The organism is Niabella pedocola, assembly GCF_021044425.1.
In the GTDB taxonomy this organism is placed as follows: Bacteria; Bacteroidota; Bacteroidia; order Chitinophagales; family Chitinophagaceae; genus Niabella; species Niabella pedocola.
This window is the reverse complement of sequence record NZ_JAJNEC010000006.1, coordinates 404038-417430: the sequence shown is the minus strand read 5'-3', so window position 1 is coordinate 417430 and position 13393 is coordinate 404038. Positions and strand designations below refer to the sequence as shown.

At 47.0% G+C, this 13393-nt stretch carries 9 protein-coding genes; 4 read left to right on the top strand and 5 right to left on the bottom strand.

Annotation, left to right across the window (positions count from 1 at the left end; genetic code table 11):
- The 5 genes from LQ567_RS21080 to LQ567_RS21060 form a co-directional block, all read right to left on the bottom strand.
- Positions 1-1193: contractile injection system protein, VgrG/Pvc8 family (locus tag LQ567_RS21080; protein WP_231007743.1), on the bottom strand; the 1193-nt coding region annotated here is incomplete at its 3' end.
- A gap of 344 nt (positions 1194-1537) precedes the next feature.
- A complete protein-coding gene (dapB, locus tag LQ567_RS21075; RefSeq protein WP_231007742.1) occupies positions 1538-2254 on the bottom strand; it encodes a 4-hydroxy-tetrahydrodipicolinate reductase in 717 nt (238 codons plus the stop codon).
- 96 nt (positions 2255-2350) lie between these two features.
- Positions 2351-3052, bottom strand: a complete 702-nt coding sequence (locus LQ567_RS21070) for a DUF5683 domain-containing protein (RefSeq protein WP_231007741.1) — start codon at positions 3050-3052, stop codon at positions 2351-2353.
- Positions 3053-3071: 19 nt separating this feature from the next.
- Positions 3072-3995: a ParB/RepB/Spo0J family partition protein gene (locus tag LQ567_RS21065; RefSeq protein ID WP_231007740.1), complete on the bottom strand. Its 924-nt coding sequence runs from the start codon at positions 3993-3995 to the stop codon at positions 3072-3074.
- A 74-nt stretch (positions 3996-4069) separates the two neighbouring features.
- Positions 4070-4870, bottom strand: coding sequence for a ParA family protein (locus LQ567_RS21060; RefSeq protein ID WP_231007739.1), 801 nt, complete (start codon positions 4868-4870; stop codon positions 4070-4072).
- Positions 4871-5295: 425 nt separating this feature from the next.
- Here LQ567_RS21060 and LQ567_RS21055 point away from each other — a divergent pair, with 425 nt between their 5' ends.
- From LQ567_RS21055 to LQ567_RS21040, 4 genes are all read left to right on the top strand, one after another.
- A complete protein-coding gene (locus tag LQ567_RS21055; protein WP_231007738.1) occupies positions 5296-6555 on the top strand; it encodes a metallophosphoesterase in 1260 nt (419 codons plus the stop codon).
- A 70-nt stretch (positions 6556-6625) separates the two neighbouring features.
- Positions 6626-7216: a porin family protein gene (locus LQ567_RS21050; RefSeq protein ID WP_231007737.1), complete on the top strand. Its 591-nt coding sequence runs from the start codon at positions 6626-6628 to the stop codon at positions 7214-7216.
- Positions 7217-7494: 278 nt separating this feature from the next.
- On the top strand, positions 7495-9894 hold the full coding sequence (gene lon / locus LQ567_RS21045; protein ID WP_231007736.1) for an endopeptidase La: 2400 nt from the start codon (positions 7495-7497) through the stop codon (positions 9892-9894).
- Positions 9895-10318: 424 nt separating this feature from the next.
- Positions 10319-13390, top strand: coding sequence for a SusC/RagA family TonB-linked outer membrane protein (locus LQ567_RS21040; RefSeq protein WP_231007745.1), 3072 nt, complete (start codon positions 10319-10321; stop codon positions 13388-13390).
- Positions 13391-13393 lie beyond the last annotated feature (3 nt).

Genomic DNA, 13393 nt, shown 5'->3' with positions numbered 1-13393 from the left:
CGGATCCACGGCGTTTTCTCCGAGCCGTTCATCCAGTGAAACTTCACCCGAACACGACCCAGACCATTATAGTCATTATTGTCCGTTACAATCGCACTCTGTGTTTCACATACCGGGTCCCGGGGTACCGTAACCGGTGCCACCTTGATCCCCGACGGAACTGCCGTAAAATCATTCTCGTAATGGCCCCGCGCATCCACATGATGGTTCACACCCGTTACCAGGTACTCACCATATCCCTCCGTACCCAGCGTAAACACATTGCTCCCGCTTACCGTTACCCCCGAACCCACCGACACGCCCGGATGACCACTCTGACCATGAAACTGCACCAGCTTGCTGCTCTCCACCGCACTCCGCAGGTTCACCAGGTCGTCCTGCTGCTTCTTATTGGTTAAAAAACGTGGATTCCATTGTTTGGGCTGGGTACCATATACCGTTTGAGACGCCTTGTATACCTGCTCTCCCCAGGCATTCAAACCTGCCTTTTGTTCCACACCCTGTGGCTCGCTGCTGTACACCTGGCTGTTCTGGTAATCCCAGGCCAGCAGCTGCGAGCGTACCGGCCGCGCCTGCAGCGCCACATTAAAACGAGACAGGTGACGCCCATATACCAGCTCCGTCTTCTTCGTATCTCGCGGCGGACCCACTACCAGGCTCCGGCCATCCCAAAACAACCACTCCCCATATGTACTGGTCAAACGCTGCAAAAACTCCCAGGCCGTTTCCTTATACTGTACCGTGTACGCCAACGTTTCTCCATACAGCGGCTGCACCTTCGGCTCCAGCAGGTTCTCCGGGAAAAACTTCAGCACATCCTGCGCGATATTCTTCAACGCTTTTTTCTCCCAGCTCTTGCAATGAGGACCACTGTCCAGCACGATCGTAGGACTGTAACCCGTCAGGATCACATCCCCGTGATGCCCCGTAAAACGCGCCGTTTCCACTCCCGTAATGATCCCATTGAACAATACCGTCCCCGAAAGACCCACACCACTGATCCGGGCTCCAAAACTGCCGCCAATCATCTCTTTGGACGCCGTAAACATCCCCGTTCGACCGTCAATCGACTGCGCAGGACATACCAGCGTAAAATGATGATGCGAAAAAATACTCTGATGAAGGGAAAACGAAGTAAACTGCAGTAACGGAGTCCCGTTAATGCTAAACATAGGTTCGGTCAATTGCGCCATACATAAGGTTTTGTCTGTGACGAAATAATATCGTTGAAACCTCATAAACCCATCGCGTCAGCTAAGCGATGACATAAAATTTTCAGGTCTTCACAAATTTAGCCGAATAGATTACTAATTTTCGAGGTTCATTAAAGGTTAAAAATAAGGATTTCCGGGAAATCCAAAACAAAAATTAACCCATGTCACTTTCGGAACGTTCCAGTCTTCCAGCGCATCACCCCCCCGATACCCGATCCGGCGCTTCCGGAACAGCAGCGCCCTTTTAAAACCGGAGCATGTTCATAAAAATTGCCCCCTGTAAGCACAGAGGGCAACACGATTTTCATGTAAAGAAGAACCTATCAGAGGTCCAGCACATCTTTCATAGAAAAGACGCCTTTTTTATCCTTTATATATTCGGCCGCCAGTACCGCTCCCAACGCAAAACCCTTCCGGTTATGCGCCGTATGGGTAATGGAAATATCATCGATCTCCGAAGCATACGTGATGGTATGTGTTCCGGGAGCCGGGTCGATACGTTTGCTCGTGATCAGCAATTCCTCCGGCCGGGGCAGCACATCATTCACCCATTTTGTTTTTTCAGTATATACATCCATCACCTGCTCTGCAAGCGTAATAGCCGTGCCGCTGGGGGCATCCTTTTTTTCGGTATGGTGTATTTCCTCCAGGCTCACTGCATATGAACCATGCTTGTGCATCAGGCCTGCCAGTTTTTTATTCAGTTCGAAGAACAAATTCACCCCGATACTGAAGTTACTGGCGTACAGGAAGCTGCCGTTATTCCGGTTGATTTCCTCCAGTAATTGCGGCATTTTTTCCAGCCATCCGGTAGAACCGCTAACTACCGGGACACCGAAACCGATCAGTTTTACAAGATTGTCAAATGCCGTGTGCGGGCCCGTAAATTCAATGGCCACATCTGCCTTGCTGATGTTTTCAGCATTTAGCTCCTGCGCATTACTTACATCAATTTTCAATACCACTTGATGCCCTCTTTCCAGAGCAATAGCTTCAATGGTCTTTCCCATTTTTCCGTATCCGATAAGTGCAATATTCATTTAAGATTTGAGATTTGAGATTCAGATTTGAGATTTGAGATTCCAGGCTTGAGATTTGAGATTTCAATCTTCGGCATTTCGCGTTCAGCACTTCGCCTATTTGATCCGCATTACCAGGCTGAGTCCGCTGGTATTGGCCATTTCACTGAAACCGGGCTGCAGCCGCAGGCTGAGTTTGGGTGATACATCAAATGTGCTTAAGTGCGCATCCACCGTAGCATCTACCACGTTCAACCCCCAGGCGATCAGGAAGAATACAAATGCATAATCCACGTCCTGCCGGATCTGGTCCCGGTTGCTTCTTAGTCCTTCTTTATTCAGCCCGTTGGGACCTTCAAAGAAGGGCCGCTTTAACTGACCGTATACTTTTTGATAATTGGGCCCGGTAAGACTGTCCTTTCCCAACTCAATATTGGATGCCACCGTAAATGCATACCGGAACCGTTTGTACCATTTTAAATTGTCCACAAAAAGTCCGCCCGTAATCCCCAGCGCCGCATATACGATCGGCACCTTCCATATTTTATGGTTATATACCTGGCCCCAGCCGGGCAATATGGCAGACCGGAGTGCGGCCGTGCCGGGGTTCCGGTAGCGTGGATCCTTACGGGCCACACTGTCGATATATTTATCTTTTGCCTTTCCTGCAGGCTTGAGTATCGTTTCAGCCTTTATTGAATCCGGCTTCAAAGGAACCGTGTCCTTTATGCCCGTGGTATCGGTATTTTGTGCATAAAGGGGCAATGTTGTACCTGCCAGGATGCAAAGCAGCAGTATTATCTTGTTCAGGAATTGCATGATGCAAATAAAGCACTAATTAATCTACGGATACGTTAAAGTTGTGCAGCAGCTTGTTCAGTTCTTCCACTGAATAATAATCAAAAGTGATTTGTCCGCTGCCATTGGTACTGTGCTTTAATTTTACACGGGTATCAAACTGAGACGCCAGTTTGTCTTCGATCCGCTGAAAGGAAGACGACAGACCGCTTCTGCTTACCGGCTTTTTAGCCACTCCCGCCTGCTTGTACAGGTTGCGTACCAATACCTCCGTTTGACGTACAGAAAGCCCTTTTTCTTTTATTTCCTTAAAGATGAAAAGTTGCTTTTCTACCGTATCTACATTGATGATGGCACGGGCATGCCCCATCGACAGTTCACCGCTGCGTACCGCCAGCTGAATATCAGGCGGCAGTTTCAGCAACCGGATAAAATTGGCAATGGTACTGCGGTCCTTGCCCATTCTTTCAGCCACCTGTTCCTGCGAATAATCGAGTTCATCCATCATGCGCTTATAACTCAGGGCCACTTCCACCGCATTCAGGTCTTCACGCTGCAGGTTTTCCAGCAGGGCCAGCTCCAGCAGCTGCGCATCGTTTGCCTGGCGGATATAGGCCGGCACATCTGCCAGCCCTGCCATTTTTGAAGCCCGCAGACGGCGCTCGCCTGCAATCAGCCGGTACTTACCGGTGGCCGTTTTTGAAACCGTTAGCGGCTGGATAATGTCGTGGATCTTTATGGACTCCGATAATTCCCGTAATGCCTGCTCATCAAAATCATGCCGCGGCTGCTTGGGGTTCACTTCGATATCAGCAACAGGGATCCTTAAAATATTCGTGGCGTTTTCCACCACTGTTTTTTTAAGTTGCTCTCCACCTGTATTTTTCAGCTCTGCATCAATACTCCCCAGCAGGGAACGGATCCCCTTGCCAAGTGCGTCCTTATTTTGTTTTGTAGTTGACATTTTCTGTTTAAAGTTTAAGGTTTAAGGTTCAAAGCCACAGGTTGAACCTTAAAACATTGAACGTCGACCGGGCATCATTCCAGTATTTTCTCGTCGTTGGCAATTTTTGTCATGTCATTCTTCTGCAGGATCTCTTTTGCGAGATTCAGGTAGTTGAGGGCACCCTTGCTCGTGGCATCATACAGGATCGCCGGCTTTCCAAAACTGGGAGCTTCACTCAGTTTTGAATTCCGGTGAATGATCGTATCAAACACTTTATCGTCAAAATGACGTCGTACTTCGCTTACTACCTGGTTGCAAAGCCGCAGCCGCGAATCGTACATGGTCATCAGGATACCTTCGATCACCAGTTCCGTATTCAGCCGGCTTTGAACGATCTTTATGGTGTTCAGCAATTTTCCCAGTCCTTCCAATGCAAAAAACTCACATTGCACCGGCACCACCACGGAGTCCGCCGCCGTAAGCGCGTTTACCGTAATCAGTCCAAGTGAAGGCGAACAGTCGATTACAATAAAATCATACTCCTGCTGCACCACTTCCAGGATATTTTTCAATACCATCTCCCGGCTGGGATAATTGATCATTTCGATTTCGGCCCCCACCAGGTCAATATGGGAAGGGATCAGATCGAGATTGGGAATATCGCTTTTCAGGATCACCTCCCGGGCAGGTGCCTGGTTGGCCATACAATCGTACAGGCTATGTGTGACATTCTGCAGATCAAAGCCCACTCCCGTGGTACTGTTTGCCTGCGGGTCCGCATCCACCAACAAGGTCTTATATTCCAGAACGGCAAAACTTGCCGCCAGGTTAATGGCCGTTGTTGTTTTACCAACTCCACCTTTCTGATTTGCTACTCCGATAATTTTTGCCATATTTCTTAATTCTCTCTGAACTGGTGCAAAAAATGCTAAAAATTTTCAATTACGCAAATGTAAAGTATTTGGCAGTCTTAAATTGATAAAAACCGAAAAGCTGTCAGTATTGAGATCTGAGCTCCGAAGCTTCGGGGGAGATTTGAGATCAGGTTCCTGATCTGCCGGAATTTGTTATCAATCAACGGCTATCGGCACTCAGCGCCGGGTTGCCAGCTCAACGTTAATACGAGATGTCCATGGATCCGCTACGGATAAAAACACCGCTCAAAATCTTATAGGAGCCATTAAAAACTACTGATAAAAGACAAGCAGCAAAGGGATCTGTTTCCGAGGTATTCAATCCGATCCCATTACCGGATACACAAATCTCAAATCCCGATTCTCAAAATTTATATAGTTTTGACAGATTAAATCTTTCTTTTATGCGGAATGCCTCATTCTGGTGGGTTATGTTACTGGTGATGCTGCTCATTGATCTTTACATTTTCATAGCCATCCGGTCCTCGCTTTTTGCCTATTCCACGCCCCGGAACCGCACCATCTTTACGGTAAGCTACTGGGGGATTACCGTTCTTTCGCTGGGAGCCCTGCTGGTACTTCCCTACCTGCCGGCAGCAGAAGCCGGTCAGTTTCGCAGGAGTATCATTTTTACCATCATTTTCGCCCTGTTCCTGGGCAAGATCCTGGCAGCTGTTTTTTTTCTTATGGACGATATCCGGCGGCTGGCGCAGTGGGTAGGCGGCAAGTTCTTTTCAACCAATAATGAAGTGGGCGAAGTATCGGGGGCCGATGCGGAAACGATCTCCCGTTCGCATTTCCTTACCTGGATGGGAATTGCAGCCGGCGGTACCATTTTTTCCAGCCTGGTTTACGGGCTCAGCAACAAATACAATTACCGGATCCGAAAAGTGCCCTTATCCTACTCCCATTTGCCCGAAGGCTTCCGCGGTTTCCGGATGATACAGATCTCCGATATACACAGCGGCAGCTTCAGCAACAAGGCTGCCGTAAACAGGGGAATTGATATGATCCTGAATGAAAAGCCGGACCTGATCGTGTTTACCGGAGACCTGGTTAACAATATTGCTTCCGAAATGGAGCACTATATGGAAGTATTTTCCCGCCTGAAAGCGCCCATGGGCGTATTTTCTACATTGGGAAACCATGATTACGGCGATTATCACCAATGGAAAGATGCCGCGGAGAAAGACGCCAACCTGGAACGCCTGAAATCGGTTCATGGAAAAATGGGCTGGCGGCTGTTGCTGGATGAGCACCTGCCGCTGGAGCGTAACGGCTCGCAGATCGGGTTGATCGGCGTGCAGAACATCAGCGGTAAAGCCCGTTTCCACAGCTACGGTAATATGGCTAAAGCCGCCGAAGGAAGTGATCACTACCCCTTTAAGATCTTATTGAGCCACGATCCTTCGCACTGGGATGCCGAGGTCAATAAAAAGTACCCCGGCATCGACCTGATGCTGAGCGGGCACACCCATGGCATGCAGTTTGGCGTGGAGCTGCCCTGGTTTCGCTGGAGCCCGGTGCAATATGTATACAAACAATGGGCGGGTCTTTATGAAAAAGGCAACCAGAAACTTTATGTGAACCGGGGCTTCGGATTTATCGGTTACCCCGGAAGGGTGGGTATTCTTCCGGAGATCACTGTTTTCGAATTTCATTAATATTCAATCCTTTTTTGGCGAACCATTGCCATTTTTTATCTAATTTTATGGCTTAAACAACCCTCATTTTATGATACGCACAATAAAAACTACTGCCGTTCTCATCCTCAGCACTTTTTTTACAGTAACCCTCCATGCACAATTCCATATCGGAGCCAAGGCGGGGTTAAACGCTACCAAGATCGACGGTAAGAGTTTTAAGGAAGAATTCGACTATAATTACCTGGTTGGCTTTTTTGCAGAGATTGGCGTAGGGAAAAAACTGAGTGTAAACCCGGAACTGATCTATTCCCAGACTTCCAGCACGCGGGATACCAGCTTCAACAATGTATTGCCCGGGTTTAATAAAGACCAGACAAAAGCAAAACTGAATTATCTTTCCATTCCCATCCTGTTGAACCTGCAACTGGCCGGTCCTTTGCATATTGAAGCAGGTCCGCAGTTCAGTGTTTTAACCAGCTCCAACAAAACCCTGCTGCAAAACGGTGAGCAGGCGTTTAAAAAAGGAGATTTTTCAATGGTAGGCGGTGTGCAGCTGAAGTTTAGCGCCTTCCGGATATCCGGCCGGTACGTGGTGGGATTGAGCAACGTCAGCGATCTGCCCAACCAGGAGAAATGGAAGAACCAGGCATTGCAGGTGGCTGTAGGGTTTGCCTTATAACGGCCGCTATACCCGGAGCCTCTTATTTTTCAAATAGTTCGTTATCAATATATTTACAGGAACTCTTTTCGGGATCAGATCCCGGTTGCGCTGTTTTGCGCATATGCCGGAATTGGATCAAATACACCCCGGCATCAATATTGGGGCATTTTTTACTTTTAAAACCGCCAATCTTTCCGCATTTTTGTTTGTGGCATTACAATTGACCCGCTAAATGTTCAATAAAAAAAACCGGCGTGCCCAACAGGCCATGCCAGTTTGTCCTGTTAAAAAAGATTATGAAGTTTGATATTCAATTTAGACCGGAAGATGAGATGGATTTTTTACCCATCATTCCGCTCAATGAAAATGAAGGGGATGAGAATCTGGATGAAGTACCCGATGAAATTGCAATCCTTCCGTTAAGAAATACTGTTTTATTCCCAGGAGTTGTACTGCCCATCACTGTGGGCCGAGACAAGAGCATCCTGGCCGTAAACGATGCCTACAAGGGCAATAAATTTATTGGTGTGGTAGCGCAGAAGGACAGCAACCAGGAAAATCCGGAGGCGGAGGACCTGGAGCGGATTGGTACGATTGCCAAGATCATTAAACTGATCAAAATGCCCGACGGCGGCACTACCGTGATCATACAGGGACGGAATAAGTTTTCCATTGAAAAGGTAAACAGCAACGATCCCTATTTCAAAGCGCTCATTAAAAGGATCCAGGATCCGGAAACGCCGACCGATGCAGATTTTGAGGCCCATATTGCCAATATAAAGGACCTGGCCACCAACATCATTCAGCAATCGCCCAATATTCCATCCGAAGCATCCATTATCCTGAAGAATATTGAGAAACCTTCTTTCCTTATTCATTTTGTAAGCAGCAACCTGAATACATCGGTTGAGGAAAAACAGCAGCTGCTGGAAATGAACGATATCCGGGAACGCGCGGGCAGCCTGATGCAGTTGCTTCAAAAAGAGCTGCAATTTGTGGAGCTAAAGAATAAGGTAACCAATAAAACCCGCACCGAGCTGGATAAACAGCAGCGGGAATATTTTTTACAGCAGCAGCTCAAAAGCATTAAAGAGGAACTGGGCGGCGATACCAACAGCCAGGAAATAAAGGAAATGCAGAAAAAGGCCGAGAGCAAAAAATGGCCGGAAACTGCAAAGGAAGCCTTTAAAAAAGGCATCGAAAAACTGGAACGGATGCACCCCAGCACACCGGATTACTCGGTGGTGTATAATCATGTAGACCTGATGCTGGACCTGCCCTGGGAGGAATACACAGAAGATTTTTATGATCTGGGCAACGCCAAAAAAACGCTGGATCATGATCATTATGGTATGGCCAAAATAAAGGAGCGGATCCTGGAATACCTGGCGGTGCTCAAGTTAAAGGGCGATATGAAAAGCCCCATCCTTTGCTTCCTGGGCCCTCCGGGTATCGGGAAAACATCGCTTGGAAAAAGTATTGCCAGCGCCCTGGGCCGTAAATATGTACGTTTAAGCCTGGGCGGATTACACGACGAAAGCGAGATCCGCGGGCACCGGAAAACCTATATCGGCGCCATGCCCGGTCGTATTCTTCAGTCGCTCCGCAAGGTAAGAAGCAGTAACCCCGTAATTGTGCTGGATGAAATTGATAAAGTGGGCAATGACTTCAGGGGAGACCCCAGCAGTGCGTTGCTGGAAGTACTGGATCCGGAGCAGAACAACAGCTTTTACGACAACTACCTGGAGCTGGAGTACGACCTGAGTAAAGTATTGTTTATTGCCACCGCCAACAATATACAAACCATTCAGCCGGCCCTGCGCGACCGCCTGGAGATCATCGATCTTAGCGGTTATGCCATCGAAGAAAAGATCGAGATCGCCAAACGCCATTTAATTCCCAAACAAAAAGAGTTGCACGGGCTGGCCAAAAATAATATCCGTTTTTCCGATAAGGTGCTGGCGCAGCTGATTGCCGATTACACCCGGGAAAGCGGCGTACGGGAGCTGGACCGCGTACTGGCAAGCATCATGCGCAACCAGGCCAAAAAAGTAGCTATGGGCCAGGCCTTAAAATCACCCCTGAGTACAGAAAACGTGCAGGAGATCCTGGGCCGGCCCCGGTACAGCAATGATCTGTATAAAACGGTAAACCTTCCCGGTGTGGCGGTAGGACTTGCCTGGACCTATGTGGGTGGGGATATATTATTTATCGAATCCAGCCTCAGTGATGGCAAGGGCGAATTACACCTTACCGGCAACCTGGGAAATGTGATGAAGGAAAGTGCCACCACAGCCCTTACCTATCTCAAATCAAATGCAGAAAAATATCATATCGATACCACGCTGTTTCAAAAGAAAAATATCCATATACACGTACCGGAGGGTGCTACGCCCAAAGATGGCCCCAGTGCAGGTGTAACCATGATGAGCTCAATTGCATCCGCACTAACCGGTAAAAAGGTAAAACCCTACCTGGCGATGACCGGCGAAATTACCCTGCGCGGCCAGGTATTACCGGTGGGCGGCATCAAGGAAAAGATACTGGCGGCCAAACGCGCCGGTCTTAAAGAGATCATGCTTTGTTTGCAAAACCAGAAAGACGTGGAAGAAGTAGAGCCCGGCTTTATAAAAGGATTAAAATTTCATTATGTAAGCCGGATGGAAGATGTATTAAAAATTGCGATCGGCGTTTAAGCCTGGTTCATATATTATAAGAAAAGCATGTCTTTGCCGGCATGCTTTTTTTTGGCTCCGATGTTTCCTAACCCGATATCACGATATAGCGCCACTCATCGTTATGCGCAAAAATTGCGCATATTTATAAAATTTTGATTTACAACTGCTTTTAAAAAAGCGTTTTTTATCAGATTTTATTCACGTTCCACGAGCAACCGATTGCACAAGATTACAGCCACTTTAACATTTTATTTTTTATACCTTGCCCGCCTTTAGCTGTGTTTTCACACAGCAATGCCATACTTAATTAAAAATTATACAAATGAGCAACAACCTTATTGCAGCTTTTAAAAAAAGCACGCACCCGCCCGGCAAAGCACATTTTCAGATAATTGCTTTGTGTTTTTTCCTTATAACAGGGGTTCATACACACGCATCAGTGATGATTTCCTCACTCCCCTATTTCCAGGTACAGCAATCCATCAGGGGCAAAGTAACCGATAAAACAGGAGCGCCCATCGCCGGAGCTTCTGTACAGGTGAAAGGCACCAATGAAGGCACCGTTACGAATAGTGAAGGAGCATTTGAGCTGAAGAGCAGTCAGCAAAATGTAGTATTAGAAGTGTCCTTTGTTGGAAAGAAAACGCAGGAAGTTACCGTAACCGACAACAAATTCCTGGAGATTGTTCTTGAAGATGATGCAACCATGCTATCGGAGGTTGTTGCTGTTGCCTTTGGTAATCAACAGCGGAAAACCATCACCTCTTCTATTTCGCAGGTAGATACCAAAACCATTCAAAACCGCCCGGTGAACAACCTGGCCAACGCACTTCAAGGACAGGCAGCCGGTTTAAGTGTTACGGTGCCCAGCGGGCAGCCCGGCGCCAATCCCTCCATCAATATACGGGGTGTAGGTACGTTAATGAGCGGTACAAGTCCCCTGGTTATTATTGATGGTATCCCGGGTTCGCTGAACATGGTAAACCCGAATGATGTAGAAACCATATCCGTATTAAAAGATGCATCTGCTTCTTCCCTATATGGAGCTCGTGCGGCAAATGGTGTAATACTTATTGTAACCAAGCAGGGTAAAATTGGAAAAGCCTCTGTCTCCTACTCCGGTTATGTAGGATTTCAAAAACCAACAGAGCTATTTGAAGAAGCCAGCGCCTACGGGTACGCAAATGCTTATAACACCGCTATCATGTATGACGCCATTACGAGGGCGAAGCCGGATTTTGATGCATCAAAAAAAGTGTTTACCCAGGCACAGTTGGACGGCTGGCAATCGGGCGCTGTGCCCAGTACCGACTGGAGAGGCGCCTTGTTTGATCAGAATGGTTTTACCCATTCGCATACCATTAATATTTCCGGTGGTGTAAGTAAAGAAGACCTTTCAATTAAAAACAATGCCGCTTTCAGTTACCTGCAGCAAAATGGGAATGTGATCAATACCCAATACAAACGCTATTCTTTCAGGAATAATACCGAGATCAAATGGAAACGCTTCACCCTGGGATCTGCGCTGTCGCTCGGTCATACCCGGAGTAAGGAACCTACATCTATCGTAGTAGGCGGGCTTTCATCAATTATCAGCGCTATTAACCGGCAACGGCCCGTAGATTCTATAAAGAATGCAAACGGTGATTGGAATATTACAGCTACAAATGATACGCGTAACCCTGTTCGGCAGGCTTATGAAGGAGGACTGGTAAACACAGCAGGGTATAATTTTACGGCTAATGTAAACCTGGCCTATGAAATAGTAAAGGGGCTAAGCCTTAAATTCACCAATGGTATCAATTATACGGACAACACACAGGATGCCTTTAAAAATACATTGGTATGGTATACCGGCCCGCCCACCAGCCCCAACTCTTCTCAAAAATCGAGCTCTAAAGACGTCCATTACCTGCAACAACTAGACCTGAGTTATAAAACCAGCTTTGGCGCGCACAACCTGAGCGCGATCCTCGGAGGTCAACAGGAATACCATACATTTAAATACCTGAGCGGCTCCCGGTTAGATTATATCAATAACTCGTCGGGCAGTTTGCAGTTAGGATCTGTTGATGGCATTAACAATAGCAGTATTGATTACGATTGGGGCATTATGGGTCTGTTTGGCCGGGTCAATTACGATTACGATCGCAAATACCTGCTGGAACTTAATTTCCGGGAAGACGGTTCCTCCCGGTTGTCGCCAGGAAATAACTGGGATTTTTTCCCGTCTGCATCTGCAGGCTGGAGAATATCTGAAGAGTCGTTTATGCAGCGTTTAAAACCAACGCTTTCTGAACTGAAATTAAGAGCCAGTTACGGAGTACTGGGAAATCAGAACCTCCCTGGCGATAATTCAGATATTACACAGGCAAATATCAACCAGCTTTACTATTCCTATCAATCCATTTTTGGTCCGCCTACAAATTCTTACTGGGGACAACTTTACTATGTATTCGGGAACCAGCTGATCATCCCCATGGCCGTTATCCAGGATCAAAACTCCGGCTTTACCTGGGAGCGCACAAAGGTGCTGGATGTGGCGGTGGAAGGTGGACTGTGGAACAATATGATCACTTTCAGCTTGGGTCATTTTAATAAGGTAACAGACGGGATGCTTATGACCAAAAAGGTATCAGCAGTTCATGGCGGTAAGGACTATATTGCCAATATCGGTAAAATGCGGAACTACGGTTTTGAATTTGAGGCCGGATTTAACAAAGCGATTCCAAGCGGCTTTGGATTTCACGCCAATGGAAACCTTACTTATATGACCAGCAAAATACTGGATCTTGGAGGTATTAACCTTGCAGCGTCCGGTGTTACCAAAAATACTGTTGGTTATCCGCTGAATGCTTATTATATCTACCGGAGCAACGGGCTGGTAACAAAATCTGAGTTCCTGGATCCTAATTATACGCTTCTAAACGGGCAGAAATATGGAGATCAGAAAATTGTAGATCTTACAAATGACGGGATCATCAATCCATCTGACCGTGAAATGCTGAATAAATCCAGTGCACCCAAATGGCTTTATGGATTGAACTTTGATTTTAACTATAAAAATTTCGGTATCGGAGGCATGCTGCAGGGAGCAGCCGGTGCTTATAAATATCTTGGAGCCAGTGTTGGTTATGGGTTTAACAGCGGTTACAGCATTACACAATGGACCATCGACAACTCTTATAATCCCTTGACGGATGAAAACAACTACAACACCCGTCTTCCTCGTGTATCTGTAAGCAACACCATCAACTCCAATTATTCCTCCAATGTGTTTTTATTTAATGCATCCTATCTCCGTTTAAAAAACCTGCGTGCGTATTATAATATTCCTACATCCGCTTTATCGAGGATCGGTATGAGCAATGCCCGGCTCTACGTTTCCGGACAAAACCTGTTCACCTGGTCTAAGCTACCCAAAGCACTGGGCATTGATCCGGAAGTTGGCAGCGCTACAGCCGGTTATCCGCAGGTTAAAATTTTTACGTTCGGAGTTGATGTTACCTTTTAATCA

Coding starts and splice junctions, on each gene's coding strand:
- dapB (WP_231007742.1), bottom strand. CDS start 2,254: ATGAATATTGCACTTATCGGATACGGAAAAATGGGAAAGACCATTGAA.
- LQ567_RS21070 (WP_231007741.1), bottom strand. CDS start 3,052: ATGCAATTCCTGAACAAGATAATACTGCTGCTTTGCATCCTGGCAGGT.
- LQ567_RS21065 (WP_231007740.1), bottom strand. CDS start 3,995: ATGTCAACTACAAAACAAAATAAGGACGCACTTGGCAAGGGGATCCGT.
- LQ567_RS21060 (WP_231007739.1), bottom strand. CDS start 4,870: ATGGCAAAAATTATCGGAGTAGCAAATCAGAAAGGTGGAGTTGGTAAA.
- LQ567_RS21055 (WP_231007738.1), top strand. CDS start 5,296: ATGCGGAATGCCTCATTCTGGTGGGTTATGTTACTGGTGATGCTGCTC.
- LQ567_RS21050 (WP_231007737.1), top strand. CDS start 6,626: ATGATACGCACAATAAAAACTACTGCCGTTCTCATCCTCAGCACTTTT.
- lon (WP_231007736.1), top strand. CDS start 7,495: ATGAAGTTTGATATTCAATTTAGACCGGAAGATGAGATGGATTTTTTA.
- LQ567_RS21040 (WP_231007745.1), top strand. CDS start 10,319: ATGATTTCCTCACTCCCCTATTTCCAGGTACAGCAATCCATCAGGGGC.